This window comes from Hyphomicrobiales bacterium, from assembly GCA_016710435.1.
Lineage (GTDB): Bacteria > Pseudomonadota > Alphaproteobacteria > Rhizobiales > Aestuariivirgaceae > Aestuariivirga.
Genome location: JADJVV010000014.1, coordinates 1 through 15,420 on the forward strand (window position 1 = coordinate 1; position 15,420 = coordinate 15,420).

A 15,420-nucleotide genomic window follows, 5' to 3' on the forward strand; every position below is an offset into this window, starting at 1 on the left:
CCGAACTCGCACCGCAACCCGCAGCACCCGCCAAACCCCATTTTGGTTTTGGAGAAAAACCATGTCCGATCCGATCACCAAGACGCTGTGGCCGAACTCGAAATCGAGCGCCGCGACGCACCTTATGGCCCCTCGGCACGCAGTACGCCAAAGATCCGGCCCCAACGACACCGCCGACGCGATCCGCAACGGCCGCTCGGTCGAAGCCTTCTGGGCGACTTTCGTCATCGAGAAATCCAGACGCGCCACACCGACGCGTCCGGGCATCGCCCCTTAGCCTGACTCCGCAAGGAAATCAAGCCACACTTGCTGCTGTGCGCTGTCCGCCGCGATCACCGGTGGACTGGCGCGGAAGCCGGCTTCGAGCGTGGGACGTCTAAAGGCGTCGCCAAGATGATGGCCGCCTGCCGGAAGGTTCTTTACCAGCGCGAAGCCTTCTCCCGTGACTTCAACGTCGGTACCGCCACCGAGGCCGGCAAACCTGGTCAGACCGACTGCGCGGCGAATGTCAAGGTCGATGTCCCAGCGCAACAACCTGGTGATGAGCCAGCCGGCGCCCGCGTCCGACCGGCCTGACTGGCAACGACCTGCTGCGCAAGGCAACCGCCTCGACCATCGGTCTGGACGGAAATCGGTTCCGGCCCGAAACCGCGCCGGCAACCGCCAAGGTGACTTGTCGCCGAAGCGTACCGGCTTATTGTCGAAGTCGAAGCAGGCGATCATCCAGCCGCGCGATGGCCCCTCGAAGTTTGATCCGCGACGACCCGATTATGTCGGCTGCGGTCAACCTCGAAAACCAGTAATAACGGGCACCGGCACCGCCCCGCAGATGACCGGCATCCGCTACACCGCCAACATCTCGCACTTCCACGCGTCGCCGGCAATTGTTGGCGCCGCACCGACTCCGCGCATGGTGGTCGATCCGGGAAAGCGCCTGCGCCAACGCCAACGCCGAACCTGACCGCCCCGCCGGATACCTGCTCATCATCTCGCACGCGCGGCAGCTGAAGCAGACGCAGCCGGCACCAACCTGTCGATGGTCCGGCAGAACGGCGCCCAGCCGCTCAACGGCCACTCAGTGGCGATCTCAACAAACATGCCGAGCAACCTGACGAAAGGCACCAGTACCACGGTCTGCTTCCTCGGCGATCTTTCGGCAGCGACTGGTCGATGGCTACCATCGGCCTGTTCCTGGTGCCCCGACATCACGGTCGATCCCCTACACCAAGGCCGACACCCGGTCAGGTCAAGATCACCCTGAACCAGTCGCTTGACTTGGTGATCCGCCAGCCTGGTTGTAGCCCGCCAAGGTCGACGACCTCGCTCGCCGGCCAACGCAAAAACCAAAGACGGGGGCAACCCGTCCCGCCTGCTTCACCAGTCCGCCGGCCAGCAGCCGGCAGCACCCGAACAAGCAAAGGAAAACGATGGTCTGGTCAGCATCCGCACCGCAGGGTTACGAGTCCGACAAGGTCCGCTACGAAGTGCTGGTTTACCCGGCGCGCGGCGGGCTGACGTCGGCTGCGGCCTGGGCGGTGATGGCCGCACCTGATCGGCACGACTCGCGCGATGTAGCGACCTGTTCGGCATCGCCATAGCCCGACATCGGTCCCCGACGCCGCCCGCCCGGGCGATCTGCGCCGACGGCGCCGCTGAATCCATCTTTTCCAGCCACACCCTCGAACATATCGAGGACTGGCAGGCGCGCTGCGCGAGTGGAGGCGCCTGCTCGTCGAGTCGACGGCCACCCAGCCTCTACCTTCCGCACGCCGACCTCTACCCGAACATCGCCAGCCCGGCAGCAACCCTGACCACAAGCACGATTTCCGCCCGGAAGTCATCGTCGATTTCTTCCGGCTCGCCTTCCCTGACTGGGTCGTTGGCTAATGAGCAGACGCGCGGCGACGGCAACCAGGGATTCGTTTCTGCCGGTCTTCCAGAAGAAGGCCGCCGGCGCCGGCCAGTCCGAGCCAGGCCGCCCCCGCGCCCGGCCAAGACCGCCGGCATCGTCCGCATCGGCGGCATGGCGATGCGCCAGGGCCGCCAGCGTCGCCGCCCACCTGCACGACCAGGGCTATGCCAGACCGCCTACGTCGCCAAGAACGGCGAGGAGTGCTGCGCCACGACCCGCACTTCGCCGCCATCACCAAGGCTGCCGCAGGGCATCCTCGGCGACGACGAGCTGATCGAGATTGGGCGGATGAGGCGGTCAAGTTCCGATGAGTGGGTCAACCTGATCGGCTCGGTCGAAAACTCGCCTGCTGCCGCACCAGTCCGGGCAGGATTTTCGCCCGCCGGCGCCGGTCCGCCACGCCAGCTGATGAACCACAACTACCTCGGCGATGGTGAACGCCTATGCCGAGCTGCGGACGGCACGCCGAGCCGCCAGAAGTCCTACCCGACCGCCGCCGAGCGCCAGGCCGCCGAAACCCGCGCCCGCCTGCCCGGCAGCCGGTGACGGTCCCGCCCACCGGATCCGGACCGTTCCAAGGCATGGCCGCACACGCAGGCGCTCGCGGGCCTGCTCGCCGACGCCGGCGTCCATTCGATCATGGTCGGCGACCTGACGCACCTCCTGACCTCGACCTCGTCGAGCGCCACGGCATCGAATACGGCCACGTTGTCGGCCAGGAATTCCCGCTGCGCCTGGCGATGACCCTGTGCCTCGAAGCCGACGCCTTCAGTCGGCAGCGAAAGCGTAGTTCGCCAACGTAGAAGGATGGAAGCTTATGCCGAAGGTCGTCATGTTCTCGCACTCGAGCAACGAAAACCTGACCCGCGACTGGATCAACACCGCCGCGCTCGAAGCGCCGGTCGCCCGCCACCCGTGCCACCGCATCCACAACGCGGCCGCCGTCATAGTGCAGCAAGGACACCCGCACCGGCGCCGCCGCCTGCATGGCCAGCTACAGCGCCGAAGACGTCGCCGCCCTGGTGCTGCAAAGCCTCGGCATCGAGGAAAGGCAGGCCGCATGATCACCGAGCAGGCCGCCGACTTCGCCACCACCGCTGCGCCGGTTCGTGCTGCTACGAAGCCGCGCCGGCCTTCTGGCTATGTGCCGCCTTATCGTAATCCGCCGCGGCTAGCAAAGGATGACTCCTGATGGCCTTCGTCGAATACAACGATCCGTTCCTCGCCGACTTCGCCACCACCGCGACCAAGAACGGCTCGACGGCGGTTTCCGGCGTCTTCGACAAAGCCTACGGCGAAGCCTACGGCATGATCGCCGGAAATGATCCCGTCTTCCGCTGCCCGACCGCCTCGGCCGTCGTGCGCGGCAATACGCTGCTGATCGGCGGCGTGACCTACACGGTGACGCACGTCGAAGGCGACGGCACCGGCTGGGATGTCTGCCGGTTGGAGGCCGCATAAATGGCCCACGCCCGCCAGGCGATCCGCGAAGCCGCCGCCACCCTGCTCACCAACCTGACCACCACCGGCTCGCGCGTCTTCCAGAGCCGCATGGCGCCGCAGGAATCGCTGCCAGTGAGTTGGTCACGACCAACGACGAGGAAATCACGCCGGGAACGATCAGCGGCATGGCTGAACGCAACCTCGACCTGGCCGTAACCGGCTGCGCCAAGTCGGCCAGCAACGACGACACCCTGGACACCATCGCCGCCGAAGTCGAAACGGCATGGCCGGATTCACCTATCGCAACGAACTCACCCGCCTCGAAGTTGATTTCGACGAGGCGGTCGAGAAACCGGCCGGGCGCATCGTCCTGACCTTCCGCATCACTTATTTAACCGCCGCCGGTTCGCCCGGCACCCGGATTCAAGGAGATCGAAATGGCAGTCATCACCAAATGGGCGAACGTGGCCGTATCGGTTCAATCGGCTCTCGCCGCCACCAAGACCATCACCGCAATCACCAAAACACCACCGGCGTCGTTTCCTCGACGGCGCACGGCTGCAGCATGGCGATTATAGCTGATCCTGGCGCAGGCATGTACCAGGTCAACTACCGCGTTTTCCGCGTGTCCGCCGTCGCCACCGACAGCTTCTCGCTCGAAGGCGAGGACACCACCAACTACGGGACTTTCGTTTCCGGCACCGCGCAGAAGATCACCTTCGGCACCTCGCTGGCCACGCTGACCTCGATCAACGCTTCGGGCGGCGACTTCGACTTCATCGACACCACCACGATCCACGACAACATCAAGACGCAGGTCCCCGGCCCGCCCAACCCGTCGAACTACACATCTCGACTCGTTCTGGGACCCGTCCGACGCCGGCCTGGTCGCCTGAAGTCGGCCTCCGACTCGCAGGCCCAGCGCGCCATCCTGTTCAGCCTCGCCAACGGCCAGAAGTTCACCTTCACGCCTACGTCGGCTGCTCGCTGTCGCCCACCGGCTCGGCGCAGGATTTGATCAAGACCACCGTCGTCTTCACGGCGCTGGTGGTCCGAAGGCGTATTCGAGCTAAACGATGGCCCTCGACAGATCGGCCATAACCCTGCCTCCGTGGCCTCCCGCGCGAGGATGTCGCCCTGCCGGAACTCGGCGGCGATATCACCGTGCGGGGCCTGCTGCTGCGCGACCGCATGGCGCTGTTTGCCGGCCTGCGCGACGACGATGCCGGCTTCGCCTCGATGGCGCGCCTGTTGCACCTGGCCGTCGTTGGGCCGGACGATAAGCCGCTGCTCACCGAAGCCGAGTGGGAAGGCTTCGGCGGCGTGCAATTCGCCGCGGCGCTGCGCGTGTTCACGGTAGCCAAGCAACTGTCCGGACTTGATGCAGAGGAAGCCGCAAAAAACTGAGGGCGGCGCCCGAGCGCCGCTTCCTTTTCATCCTCGCCGCGCGGCTCGGGCGCACGGTGGCCGAACTGGAAACGAACCTGTCGGCGCGCGAATACGCCGAATGGTTCGAGTATGAAAGTGGCAACCCTGGGAAGCGATCCCCGAGCCGCCGCCTGAAATTAAACCGCTGGACCCGCTGGCCTTTGCGAAATCGTTATGACCCAAAAAACCGAAGTCATCATCACCGCAAAGGACGAAACCCGCGCCGCCATCGCCTCGGCGCAGCGCGGGCTGCAATCGCCTCTGCTGCCGGTTCTGCGCCTTGGTCAGACCTTTGCTTCGCTCGGGGGTTGGTGGCGGCCTGCTCGGCTTTGTCGGCGGCGCCAGCCTGACGGCGACAATCACGCAGACGATTGACGACCTCGACAAGCTGAACGAGGCCGCCGAGCGCATCGGCGTAACCGTCGAGGATTTGAGCGCACTCATTTCGCCGGCCAGTTGAATGGCCTCGAATTCGAGGAAATGACGACGGCCTTGACCAAGCTGTCGGTCAAGATGCAGGAAGCAGCAAGCGGCAGCAAGGAAGCGTCGACCTGTTCGCCGACCTTGGCATCAAGGTCACTGACTCGCCGGAAAAGCTGAAATCGTCCGACGCGGTCTTTGCAGAAATCGCCGAACGCTTTGCCAGCTTCGAGGACGGTGCCGCAAAAACGGCGCTGGCCGTCGACCTGGTTGGAAAGTCCGGCGCAAAGCTGAAAGCCGAAGCTTGATGGCGGCGCCGCCGGCATCGAAGCATGCGCGACGAAGCCGAAAAGCTCGGCGCCGTCATTGAATTCAGACCTGACCAAGCAGGCCGACGAATTCAACGACAACCTGCTGCGCCTCAGTGTCGTGTCGTCTGCCGCAGGGCGGGCGCTCGCCGAAAACCTGCTGCCGTTCCTGATTCAGTTTTCATCCGAAGCCCTGGTCGCAATCAAGAACTCAGATGGCTTGCTCGATGCCTTCGTCCGTTACGGCGTGATGAAGTCGCTCAACTTCAAGACGCCGACCGAAAGCCTCGCGGCGCTCAACAAGGAAGCGCAGAAACTCGAAGACACGATCAGCATCGGGCGCGGAAAAGACGGCGATAACGAACGGCTGCGCCGTGTCCAGCAGGAAATAAGCTATTACACGCAACTTGAAAGCATCAAGAATGGCACCGGCAAGCCGATTGCTGCTACTGGCGGCACGGAACCGATCAAGCGCACGCCCGCGACTACTGGATCGCCTAAAACCGGCGCTGCCCGCTCGCAGGCCGACGACGCCGCCCGCCTGATCACCTCATTGCGCGAGCAGGTCGCGCTCAAGGAAGTCGACCTGCAATCGACCGACAAGATGACCGCTGCCGAGAAGGAAGCGGCCAAGGTCAAGTATCAGCTTGAAGCCGGCATCCTCAAGGCAACCGGCGCCCAGCGCGAGGCGATCTTCGCCAGCCTTGACAACCTGGCCACGCTCGAAAAGCTGGTCACTGCGCAGGAAGATTACCGCAAGGCGCTGGAATCCGCCGAAGGCACCAACACCAAAAACCGCCAGGCGATGTTCGAGCAGATCGAGGCCGCCGAGAAGGCCGCCGAGCTGTTCGGACTCAACGCCGCGCAGATCAGCGTCGTCGAGCAGGCGCGGCTGGCCGACGCCATCGCCATCGCCAAACAGAACGGCGCCAGCGAGGACCAGATCGCCGTCCTCGAAGAAGAACTCGCCTTGCGCGAAAAGTTGTCCGGGGCACTGATCAAGGGCGAGGAAAAATCGCAGCAGCAGAAGGACGCCGAAGACGCGATCAAGGCAATCGACGAAGTGAACGAATTCGCCAAGCAGGCGGCGCGCAAACATGCAGGACGCGATGGCCTGACTTCTTCATCAACCCGACCAAGGACGGCATGCAGAGCATCGGCCAATCCTTCGCCCAGGTGGTGCAGAAGATGATCGCCCAGGCCGCCGCCGCCCAGCTCGGAAAGCTGTTGTTTGGCGACATGGGCAATACGGGCAATATTGGAGCTCGCCGGAAGCGGCCTGAAGTGGATTTCCGGGCTTTTCGGTGGTTCGGGCGGCACTTCGTCGCTGGATTGGTTGAAATCCTATCCCACCGGCGGCGGGCTGAACTTCGCCAACGGCGGCATCATGACGAGTCATGGCGCGCCAACTTTGAACAAGTACGCGCGGGGCGGCATCGCCAATTCGCCAGCAATGGCGATGTTCGGCGAGGGCAGCACCCCGGAAGCCTACGTCCCGCCTCCCCGATGGCCGGCGTATTCCGGTCGCCATGTCGGGCGGCGGCCAGCCGGTCAATCAGGTCATGAACTTACGGCGCCGCCGAACCCGCGCAGGTCAAGCGCGCCGCCGCTTCCGGGGCGCGCTCGGTGCTGGGCGTGGCAAACGGAGCGCGCCGCTATGGCTGATTTCCTCGAAGAACGCCTATCCGACCTGATCCGCTACGGGTCGTCCTACCAGGATGACTACGCGGTCAACGTGGTATCGACCGCCGGCGGGCAGGAATACCGCTCGCTGGTCCATCCCTACCCGGTGCGCCGCTTCGACATCTCCTACCTGTTGGACGAGGCCAAAACCTACGCGCAACTGATGGCCGTCTATCACCGCGCCCACGGCACCTTCGCCGGCTTCCGGGCGCGCTGCTTCGACGAGTGGTCGAGCAACGGCGCCAAGGGAACCCCAACCGCCTTCGATCAGCCAATGGTGCTGGTCTCGGCCGGCGTCTATCAACTGGCCAAGCAATACGGCACGGACAAGGCCGCCGGCGCCACGGGCTACGCCTACCGCTACATCAAGAAGCCGGTGGCCGGCACGGTGCTGGTCGGCATCGGCGCGACGGCGATCCGCTCGGCCGACTGGTCGGTCGATACCACCACCGGCCGCGTCACCTTCGCCGCCGACCAGACCAAGGCCGTGACCTCGATCAGCCAGGCGGCGAGCGCCGAGCTGGTGGTCGGATCGGCGCATGGCTTCGTCACCGGGCAGAGCGTGCAGGTTTCCGGCGTCGTCGGCATGACGCAGATCAACGGCCAGCGCGCCCTGATTACCGCCACATCGGCGACGACGATCACGGTGGCAATCAACTCGACCGCCTTCTCGACCTACACCAGCGGCGGCGTCGTCCATACCCGCCCGCAGTCGGGCGAAACGGTGTCGGCAGGCTTCGAGTTCGACTACCCGGTACGCTTCAACTCGACGCTGCCCATCGGTCAGGATTATCCAGGGTACCGGCCCGTCGATGCCGTCGAACTAATCGAGTTGCTGAATCCATGAAATCGACCGTCGCGCCTTACCATACCGCCGCCTGGTGCATCCGCATCGTCTGCACCAACGGTACTGTGGCTCGCCTGACGAGCTACCCGTTCAATCTCACCATGTCGAACGCTGCGGTTTATGAAACCGACAGCGGCTATGAGGCTACCGCCTATTCTGCCTCGACCGGAACTTCACCCTCTGCGATTGACCTGGAAGGGATTGCGGGAGTCGCCGGAATTTCGCGCGACCAGATCGCCAGCGGCGTGTTCGACAATGCGCGGGTCTATATCTTCAAATGCAATTATTTGTCGCCGGTTGAGGATTACGAGCCGGTGTCATCTGGGTTTTTCGGCAAGACGACGTTAGACGATGATCGCTATCGCATCGAAGGCATGGCCCTGATCGACACGCTTAACCAGTCGGTAGGGACAAGCTATACCGCGCTCTGTTCGCATACCTTTGGCGATGCCGGATGCAAGATTGATCTCGGGTCCATTGATGTGTCAGGGGCAGTGACAAGCGTTACTTCGCCGCAGGTTATCCGTGACTCAAGCCGAGCCGAAGCCGCTGACTATTTCGGCGGCGGGACGATCCGCTTTACCACAGGAAGTAACGCCGGACTGAAGGCACTGGAAATAAAATCTTATGCCGCAGACGGCACGATCACCACTTTTGAACCCTTCTATTACACGCCGTCCAATGGCGATGCTTATGTGATGATTCCCGGTTGCCGCAAGCGCAAGGTCGACTGCAGGGATAAGTGGTCGAACGTCATCAACTCGATGGCCTTTTGGGATTTGCCGCCGTCGTCGGTTTATACGCAACGGGGTGACGCTTGACCGCCGACGATGTGATTGCCGCCGCCCGGCTTGCTATCGGTACGCCGTTCGTACATCAGGGGCGCGTGATTGGCGTCGGGCTTGATTGCGCGGGTCTGGTCGTCCATGTAGCGAACTCTCTTGGCATCGAACATCACGACCAAGGGAACTATGCTCGCACGCCGTCTGACGGCTTGCTTGAAGCGGCGCTAGACGGTCAGCAATGCCTTGAGCGCGTATCCGAAATGCAGCGTGGGGATGTGCTGCTGATGCGCTTTCTGTCGCAGCCGCAGCACCTTGCCATCTTTACGGGCGAAACCATTGTCCATAGCTACCAGACGGTCGGCAAAGTGTGTGAACACGGGTTGGACGATAAGTGGCTTCGCCGCATCGTCGGAATCTATCGTTTCGCAGGGGTTGAAGCATGAGCAGTGCTGGTCAGATAATTGGTGGCGTTGTCGGTGCGGTCATCGGGTTTTTCGCTGGTGGAAACGTCATGCTTGGCGCATCTATCGGCATGGCAATTGGCGGCGCGATTGACCCGCCAAAAGGACCGGACATCAAAGGACCGCGCCTGTCTGACCTGTCTCAGCAGACGTCAACACTCGGCCAAATCATCCCCCGTGTCTATGGCACGACTGCCATCTACGGAAACGTGTTCTGGATTGAAAATAACGCGCTGAAGGAAACCAGCAAGACAGAAAGCCAAGGCGGTAAAGGCGGCGGCGGGTCGGAAACTACAACCTACGCATATTCTTCAACCTTTGCGCTTGGTTTATGTAAGGGGCAGATATTCGGAATCAGGCGCATCTGGATCAATAACCAGATGATTTACGACCAAGGGTCATCTGACGTAGGGACGCTTTTGGTATCGGCTCAGACGCAAAGTTTCTTTGCTTTTTACAACGGAAGTGACACGCAAAACCCTGATCCGCGCATGCAGGCAGATCTTGGCGTTGGTCAAACTTCTGCCTATCGCGGGCTTGCTTACCTTGTGTTCTATGACCTTCCGCTTGAAAAGTATGGAAACACGCTGGCTGCGGCGCAGATCAAGGTCGAGGTAGTTACAGACGGGGCAATTGAAACTGCTGAATATCAATCGTCCAGCCCATTCGCCTCTGCATTATCTGCCGACACAAGAACGCACACTTGGGATAACGGGTCATCGTTTAATGCTTACTGGATTCGCAAATCAACGCCAAGAAGCGGAAAGTATTACATTGAATATTTGATACGGCCCGATTCGGTTTCTGCTCGCGGGTATTATTTCGGCGTCATTGCTCAAAATGAATGGCTGGGGCCACAAAATTACCCGCACAACCCATACGGTGAGCAAACCTACCTTATTACAAATACCAATTATTACGGCGCGTCAATTGGTTTGGTCAGAAACGGGTCGTCAGAACCAAATACGCTCTATGACTTTACCATCGGCGACATTATTGGAGTGGCCGTCAATTACGATACCAAAAAAGTCTGGATAAGCAGAAACGGTGTTTTCTACGGTGAAGGGAATCCAGAAGCAGACGATCGCCCGCTATTCAATTTGCCGAGTGCTTCATTTGACCCATACGGGTCAGTCTATCCGGCGGTTGGCGCTGGAGTCACCTACACCGTCGCAAACCTGACATGGGATCAGCTTGTTTACAAGGATGATCTGCCGACCTTTGCGCCATACCAGCATTCAGTATTGACGCCATCCGATGTGACGCTTGCCAGCGTCGTTCAGTCTGAGTGCCTTCAGTCGTCCCTGCTCACGGCTGGCGACATTGATGTGACCGGACTGGCCGACATGGTTCATGGGTATCGTGTAGCGACAGTCGCGGCAATCAGGTCATCTGTCGAACCATTGCAAGGCGCTTACCCGTTCGACATTGTACAAAGCGGATATGGCATTAAATTCAAGCGGCGCGGATCGACGTCAAGCGTGGCGACAGTCCCAGGGCAGGCGCTCTCCGCAAAAGAAAGCGCAGAAGGCGATGCGGTGAGGATCACCAACGCCCGCGAAATGGACAGTCAGCTTCCCTACCGAGTGCGTCTGACTTATCTTGACGCGGTGCGCGAGTACGACATCGCCGAGCAGTATTCCGAGCGGTTGAATACTGATTCGGTCAATATCCGCAGCATTGAAATGCCGCTGGTGCTTTCTCCCGACGAAGCGGCGCAGATGTCCGAGGTGCTGCTCTATATGTACTGGTTGGAGCGCAATGAACTCAGCTTCAAGCTGTCTCCAGATTACCTTAATTTGGAACCCGCCGATGTCATCACCATCAACGATGTGTCGGCGACGTATTCGGTAAGGCTCACGAATATCAATTACCTCCCGAGCGGCATTCTTGAATGCTCGGCGCGTTATAACAACGCTGCAACCTACACCAGCACCGCAGTTGGAGAAACTTCGCCGCCACCTGTGGCAACGCTTTCGCCGGAAGGGTTCAGCAACGTCAGGCTGCTCGACCTTCCGACCTTGCTTGATTCAGTAGACGAGCCGGGATTTGTTGTGGCGATGGGTGGCCTTAATTCAGGCTGGCACGGCGGTACGCTTTACAGGTCGGTTGACTCTGGTCAAACCTACGCCGCCGTGAACGGGTTTGTCGATCAGTGCAAAATTGGATCGTGCGGTGCTGCGCTCGGGATGCCTTCCGATTCACGCATGATAGACAAGGCCGGAAAACTATCCGTCACCATGACCAACGGGGCGACCTTATCAAGCGTCACCGAAGCGCAAATGCTGAACGGTCTAAATCACTTTGCCTATGGCACAGATGGCCGGTGGGAAATCATCGCGGCGCAGAATTGCGCCTTGCAGGGTGATGGAACCTATGTACTCACCGACTTACTTAGAGGTCGGTTCGGCAGCGAGTGGGCGATGGGGCTTCATGCTTCAGGCGACGACATCATTTTACTTGATTCGACGCTTGTTCAATGGTCTGCCTCAAACCTGAACGCAATCGGATCGGCGCTTTTGTATAAGGCCGTCACGCAGGGTCGAAGCCTTGCTCAAACGCCAGAAACCACGTTTTCATATCGCGGAAATAATCTTGAGTGCTTGAGTCCGGTTTATCCGTTGGTTAGAAGGGTCGGCGCTGACACGGTGATTGATTTCATTCGCCGGACTCGCATTGGCGGAGAATGGAGGGATTACATTGATGCGCCGCTCGGGGAGGCTTCCGAGATGTATGAAATGGTTGTTTTTACGGACAATACCCGAACCGTAGAAAAGCGCGTTATTTCTTCAACTACTCAGTCATTCACGTACACAAAAACGCAACAAGATGCCGACTTCCCTATAACTCCTGCATATTTTTATTCAAGCATATATCAGCTATCGTCAAACGTCGGGCGCGGCAACCCGTTGAATATTGATCTGGTTGCAAAAACGCTGTTTTCTTACGCGGTTCTGGCTTCGCATTTTGAAGGTACAAACGGATCAACCACTTTTGTCGACGTTAAGGGCAACACGCTGACGGCAAACGGCAATATGCAGATCAGCACGGATCAATCAAAGGCTGGAAGTTCTTCTGCAAAGGGAGATGGATCGGGCGATTACATTGCGGTGACGAATACATCGTTAGCCGATGTGTCTACCGTTGACTCAATGTTTGAGTGTTGGGTTTATATCACCTCGTTTGCGACGAATTCAATCATCTATCAAACCTTTACAAATACAGGTAGTAGCGCGGGACACATTTTCTTTATTGATACAAGCGGAAAACTTGTTTTATATGCTCGTGAATATTACGTCATAAACTCAATTGGCTCTGTTCCGCTAAATACATGGACGCATCTTACCTGCTCAATTACCTACGCTGACATGGTTGCCAGATTGTTTATTAATGGCGTCCAGGTGGCGACTGGAACATTCGCAAGCGTGGCTGGATTGCAATCCACCGATAGATTTTATTTGCTAGGTGACATTTACGGGGGTTCTCTAACCGGATATGCCGACGAATTCATATTCAGTAAAGGGTTCGCATACACCTCCAACTTCACGCCGCGATCCACCCCATTCGAGGAAGTATAAATGGCAAACTCAACCACAAACCTAGACCTTTTGGTTCAATCTCAGGCCAGCAAGGAAATTACCGTCAATGCGTTTTTCGATGCCGCAAGCCCGTCGACGTTATATGGCAGGCGGCAGTCAACGACCACCGGCCTGACTTGGGGATATTACGGCGGCATGGTGCTGGTCAATGGGGTTCTCACAGCCATCAACAATGGGACCGTGGCGCTTACTGCATCCGCGACCAACTATGTAGAAGCCTTGCCGACCGATGGGTCAGTGTCGAAAAATACAAGCGCTTTCACCGCTGGCCGTATCCCGCTTTATTCGGTAGTGACCGGCACATCCACCATCACCAGTTATACCGACTATCGTCTGACATGCCCAAAATGGACGGGGCGACTCGCGCTGGCTTTTCCGTCTGATGCCAACTACACACTGACGCAGTCCGAAGCCTCGAACGACATCATCAGCATTACGGCTGGCGTAATCAGCACCACCCGCGACTTCATTGTGCCGTTGCTTCCTAAAGTGTGGGTCGTCGTCAATAACACGGCTCAAAGCGTTCGCATCATTGGCGCATCCGGCACTGGGATCACCATTGCAACCACCAAGACGGCCACCGTGATGGCTGACGGAACGAACGTCGTTAGGGTTACGGCTGACACGTAAAAGGTTTAACAGCATCCCGCCAACATAGGCGAGAAGGGAAAAGCATGACCGACCACGAACTGATCGCCAACCTCCACCGGCGCATGGATTCTCAAGACCGCCTACTTTTGGAAATCGACCGCAAGATCACCTCGCACATGGCGGAATCAGACTCCATAAAGCCGGCGCTTGAGGAGCTGGTGGCGCTGTGGAAAGGGTCGAAAATCCTGATTCCGATCATGGCCGGTGCTGCCGCAATGATTTGGGCGGTTATAGCCTGGGCGAAAGACCACCTTAAATGACCAGCTACGACAACACGCTAAAGAATCCGAACGTACAGGCATTCCTCGCGCTGATCCGCTACACCGAAGGCGCCGGCTATTCCACGCTGTTCGGTGGCGAACACTTCACCGAGTTTGAAGACCACCCGCGCCGGTTGATTACGCGAACGCTCGGTGGAAAGCCGATCACCTCCACCGCTGCGGGCGCGTATCAGTTTCTTTCCCGCACCTGGGACGAATGCAAAAAGGCGCTCGACCTGCCCGACTTTTCAGCGGCCAACCAGGACCGTGCCGCGCTCTACCTGATCGAGCGCCGCCGTGCCTTGCCTGCCGTGCTTGAGGGCGACTGGCCGACTGCGCTGGAGCGCTGCAACCGAGAATGGGCCTCGCTGCCCGGCAGTCCCTACGGCCAGCCGACGAAAAGCATGGCCGACTGCCTTGCCTTTCTCGATCGGCTGACGAAGGAGGGCGGCCAGAGTGCCGCACCCTTTCAAGAAAACCCAGGCCCAACCCAAACACAACCAGGAGCAACCAACATGGCGCCCTTCGTTCTGGCAGCGATTCCAAGCCTTATTCAGGCCGCACCCGCGCTGATCCGCCTTTTCGGGCATGGCGAACAGGCCGAGAAAAACGCCAAAGCCGCCGAGATCGCCGTCGAGATCGCCAAGGCGGTGACGGCCCAGCCCACGGCGGAAGGCGCTGTCGCCGCCATCCAGTCCGACCCCGAACTGGCCAGCCACTACGCCAGCGCCATCGAAGCGCAGTGGTACACGCTCACCGGCGAGTCCGGTGGCGGCGGGATCGAGGGCGCGCGGAAAGCCGATGTCGCACTCCAGGCCGCCGGCGCCAGCGTATTCAAGTCGCCCGCCTTCATCATCTCGGCCAGCATGTTACCGCTGGTCTATATGGTCGTCGGTGCCGTCATCTTCGGACCGGACTGGACGATGGAAATCAAGGCGATGGTGGTGTCGTCGATCATCAGCATGGTGCTTGGCGCGGTGTCCGGCTATTACCTCCGGAACCAGCTTCTCCAGTCAGCGCAAAACCGACCTGATCAACGCCAAATAATCAACGCCGCCGCCTTTGTCGCCTTACGGCAGAATAGGCGGCGGTTTTGATGTCTACTTTGCGTTGGGCGGCATGGTCGCCAGCAGCGCATGAATCGCGTTGATCGAAACCGCCTTATCGGCGTCCGGTGCCGGCAACAGTCGCATCGTCGCTTCCATCTGCCGCAGATCGTCCTCGCCGTCTGCGCCGATCAGGCCAACAAGCGCGCCGCGCAGCAGGGCAATGTCGCCTTCGGCCTTCCGCATCGGGTGCCGCTCGCAAACCTTGATGTGCTCCGTCAGCACCTGGCTTCCTGCTGCCGGCGTGTCCTGTGGGTATTCGTGCCCGCAATAAACGCAGGTGAGTATTCTTCCGTTCATCGTTCAATCTCCTTAAAACCAGCCCAACTCAACGGTCAACAAGACCGCCGCAATGAGCGTTGTTCGTCAAATAGCCACCGTTCGCGGCGGCTTGTTACCTAAGCGTTAGGCGCAGCCAGCTTGCCAATTTCAGCCTTGCCAAACTGGTTCAGTCGGTCGAGCATTTGCCACGCATTGCGCAGCCGTCGTCGGCAATCCTCATGGCGTCGCTGGCGGC

The 15,420-nt window shown here is 59.9% G+C and carries 21 protein-coding genes; 18 read left to right on the top strand and 3 right to left on the bottom strand.

Annotated elements, in window-relative coordinates:
* The first annotated feature begins 61 nt into the window (after positions 1-61).
* The gene (locus tag IPM06_19010) at positions 62-277 is read left to right on the top strand and encodes a hypothetical protein (GenBank protein ID MBK8772494.1); all 216 of its coding nucleotides are present in this window, start codon (positions 62-64) and stop codon (positions 275-277) included.
* On the opposite strand, the gene IPM06_19015 is transcribed toward IPM06_19010, so the two are convergent.
* Positions 274-531, bottom strand: coding sequence for a hypothetical protein (locus tag IPM06_19015; GenBank protein MBK8772495.1), 258 nt, complete (start codon positions 529-531; stop codon positions 274-276). The genes IPM06_19010 and IPM06_19015 overlap by 4 nt on opposite strands.
* Here IPM06_19015 and IPM06_19020 point away from each other — a divergent pair.
* From IPM06_19020 to IPM06_19060, 9 genes are all read left to right on the top strand, one after another.
* A complete protein-coding gene (locus IPM06_19020) occupies positions 518-961 on the top strand; it encodes a hypothetical protein (GenBank protein ID MBK8772496.1) in 444 nt (147 codons plus the stop codon). The genes IPM06_19015 and IPM06_19020 overlap by 14 nt on opposite strands.
* 466 nt (positions 962-1,427) lie before the next feature.
* Positions 1,428-1,598 carry a hypothetical protein gene (locus tag IPM06_19025; GenBank protein MBK8772497.1) on the top strand — a complete coding sequence of 57 codons (171 nt, stop codon included), beginning with the start codon at positions 1,428-1,430 and terminating at the stop codon, positions 1,596-1,598.
* A 281-nt stretch (positions 1,599-1,879) separates the two neighbouring features.
* Positions 1,880-2,458, top strand: coding sequence for a hypothetical protein (locus tag IPM06_19030; GenBank protein ID MBK8772498.1), 579 nt, complete (start codon positions 1,880-1,882; stop codon positions 2,456-2,458).
* A gap of 271 nt (positions 2,459-2,729) precedes the next feature.
* Complete coding sequence (locus IPM06_19035; protein ID MBK8772499.1) at positions 2,730-3,104, top strand: hypothetical protein; 375 nt, start codon at positions 2,730-2,732, stop codon at positions 3,102-3,104.
* Entirely contained in the window at positions 3,104-3,373 is a 270-nt protein-coding gene (locus IPM06_19040) for a hypothetical protein (protein ID MBK8772500.1), read from the top strand. Before IPM06_19035 ends, IPM06_19040 begins: the two co-directional genes overlap by 1 nt.
* A complete protein-coding gene (locus IPM06_19045; GenBank protein ID MBK8772501.1) occupies positions 3,374-3,571 on the top strand; it encodes a hypothetical protein in 198 nt (65 codons plus the stop codon).
* A 67-nt stretch (positions 3,572-3,638) separates the two neighbouring features.
* Positions 3,639-4,373, top strand: a complete 735-nt coding sequence (locus tag IPM06_19050) for a hypothetical protein (protein MBK8772502.1) — start codon at positions 3,639-3,641, stop codon at positions 4,371-4,373.
* A gap of 146 nt (positions 4,374-4,519) precedes the next feature.
* A complete protein-coding gene (locus tag IPM06_19055; GenBank protein ID MBK8772503.1) occupies positions 4,520-4,762 on the top strand; it encodes a hypothetical protein in 243 nt (80 codons plus the stop codon).
* A 301-nt stretch (positions 4,763-5,063) separates the two neighbouring features.
* A complete protein-coding gene (locus IPM06_19060; protein ID MBK8772504.1) occupies positions 5,064-5,243 on the top strand; it encodes a hypothetical protein in 180 nt (59 codons plus the stop codon).
* On the opposite strand, the gene IPM06_19065 is transcribed toward IPM06_19060, so the two are convergent.
* Entirely contained in the window at positions 5,224-5,589 is a 366-nt protein-coding gene (locus IPM06_19065) for a hypothetical protein (GenBank protein ID MBK8772505.1), read from the bottom strand. The two genes, IPM06_19060 and IPM06_19065, sit on opposite strands and share 20 nt — an antisense overlap.
* Between IPM06_19065 and IPM06_19070 the strand changes: the two genes are divergently transcribed.
* The 8 genes from IPM06_19070 to IPM06_19105 all read left to right on the top strand — a co-directional run bounded on the left by IPM06_19070 (position 5,570) and on the right by IPM06_19105 (position 14,894).
* The gene (locus IPM06_19070; protein MBK8772506.1) at positions 5,570-6,703 is read left to right on the top strand and encodes a hypothetical protein; all 1,134 of its coding nucleotides are present in this window, start codon (positions 5,570-5,572) and stop codon (positions 6,701-6,703) included. The two genes, IPM06_19065 and IPM06_19070, sit on opposite strands and share 20 nt — an antisense overlap.
* Before the next feature lie 66 nt (positions 6,704-6,769).
* Positions 6,770-8,041 carry a DUF2460 domain-containing protein gene (locus IPM06_19075; GenBank protein ID MBK8772507.1) on the top strand — a complete coding sequence of 424 codons (1,272 nt, stop codon included), beginning with the start codon at positions 6,770-6,772 and terminating at the stop codon, positions 8,039-8,041.
* A complete protein-coding gene (locus IPM06_19080) occupies positions 8,038-8,862 on the top strand; it encodes a DUF2163 domain-containing protein (protein MBK8772508.1) in 825 nt (274 codons plus the stop codon). Before IPM06_19075 ends, IPM06_19080 begins: the two co-directional genes overlap by 4 nt.
* A complete protein-coding gene (locus IPM06_19085) occupies positions 8,859-9,269 on the top strand; it encodes a C40 family peptidase (protein MBK8772509.1) in 411 nt (136 codons plus the stop codon). The genes IPM06_19080 and IPM06_19085 overlap by 4 nt, the downstream gene beginning before the upstream one ends.
* On the top strand, positions 9,266-12,865 hold the full coding sequence (locus IPM06_19090) for a hypothetical protein (protein ID MBK8772510.1): 3,600 nt from the start codon (positions 9,266-9,268) through the stop codon (positions 12,863-12,865). Before IPM06_19085 ends, IPM06_19090 begins: the two co-directional genes overlap by 4 nt.
* Positions 12,866-13,516 carry a hypothetical protein gene (locus IPM06_19095; protein MBK8772511.1) on the top strand — a complete coding sequence of 217 codons (651 nt, stop codon included), beginning with the start codon at positions 12,866-12,868 and terminating at the stop codon, positions 13,514-13,516.
* A 44-nt stretch (positions 13,517-13,560) separates the two neighbouring features.
* Positions 13,561-13,797 (top strand): hypothetical protein, encoded by a 237-nt coding sequence (locus IPM06_19100; GenBank protein MBK8772512.1) that lies wholly within the window; start codon positions 13,561-13,563, stop codon positions 13,795-13,797.
* Positions 13,798-13,847: 50 nt separating this feature from the next.
* Positions 13,848-14,894 carry a glycoside hydrolase family protein gene (locus tag IPM06_19105; protein MBK8772513.1) on the top strand — a complete coding sequence of 349 codons (1,047 nt, stop codon included), beginning with the start codon at positions 13,848-13,850 and terminating at the stop codon, positions 14,892-14,894.
* Positions 14,895-14,897: 3 nt separating this feature from the next.
* On the opposite strand, the gene IPM06_19110 is transcribed toward IPM06_19105, so the two are convergent.
* Entirely contained in the window at positions 14,898-15,203 is a 306-nt protein-coding gene (locus tag IPM06_19110) for a hypothetical protein (GenBank protein MBK8772514.1), read from the bottom strand.
* Positions 15,204-15,420 lie beyond the last annotated feature (217 nt).

What these genes read in the sequence shown, in the direction of transcription:
- IPM06_19095 (MBK8772511.1), top strand. Translation starts at nt 12,866, where the DNA reads ATGGCAAACTCAACCACAAACCTAGACCTTTTGGTTCAATCTCAGGCC.
- IPM06_19010 (MBK8772494.1), top strand. Translation starts at nt 62, where the DNA reads ATGTCCGATCCGATCACCAAGACGCTGTGGCCGAACTCGAAATCGAGC.
- IPM06_19110 (MBK8772514.1), bottom strand. Translation starts at nt 15,203, where the DNA reads ATGAACGGAAGAATACTCACCTGCGTTTATTGCGGGCACGAATACCCA.
- IPM06_19035 (MBK8772499.1), top strand. Translation starts at nt 2,730, where the DNA reads ATGCCGAAGGTCGTCATGTTCTCGCACTCGAGCAACGAAAACCTGACC.
- IPM06_19100 (MBK8772512.1), top strand. Translation starts at nt 13,561, where the DNA reads ATGACCGACCACGAACTGATCGCCAACCTCCACCGGCGCATGGATTCT.
- IPM06_19050 (MBK8772502.1), top strand. Translation starts at nt 3,639, where the DNA reads ATGGCCGGATTCACCTATCGCAACGAACTCACCCGCCTCGAAGTTGAT.
- IPM06_19040 (MBK8772500.1), top strand. Translation starts at nt 3,104, where the DNA reads ATGGCCTTCGTCGAATACAACGATCCGTTCCTCGCCGACTTCGCCACC.
- IPM06_19020 (MBK8772496.1), top strand. Translation starts at nt 518, where the DNA reads ATGTCCCAGCGCAACAACCTGGTGATGAGCCAGCCGGCGCCCGCGTCC.
- IPM06_19045 (MBK8772501.1), top strand. Translation starts at nt 3,374, where the DNA reads ATGGCCCACGCCCGCCAGGCGATCCGCGAAGCCGCCGCCACCCTGCTC.
- IPM06_19080 (MBK8772508.1), top strand. Translation starts at nt 8,038, where the DNA reads ATGAAATCGACCGTCGCGCCTTACCATACCGCCGCCTGGTGCATCCGC.
- IPM06_19090 (MBK8772510.1), top strand. Translation starts at nt 9,266, where the DNA reads ATGAGCAGTGCTGGTCAGATAATTGGTGGCGTTGTCGGTGCGGTCATC.
- IPM06_19025 (MBK8772497.1), top strand. Translation starts at nt 1,428, where the DNA reads ATGGTCTGGTCAGCATCCGCACCGCAGGGTTACGAGTCCGACAAGGTC.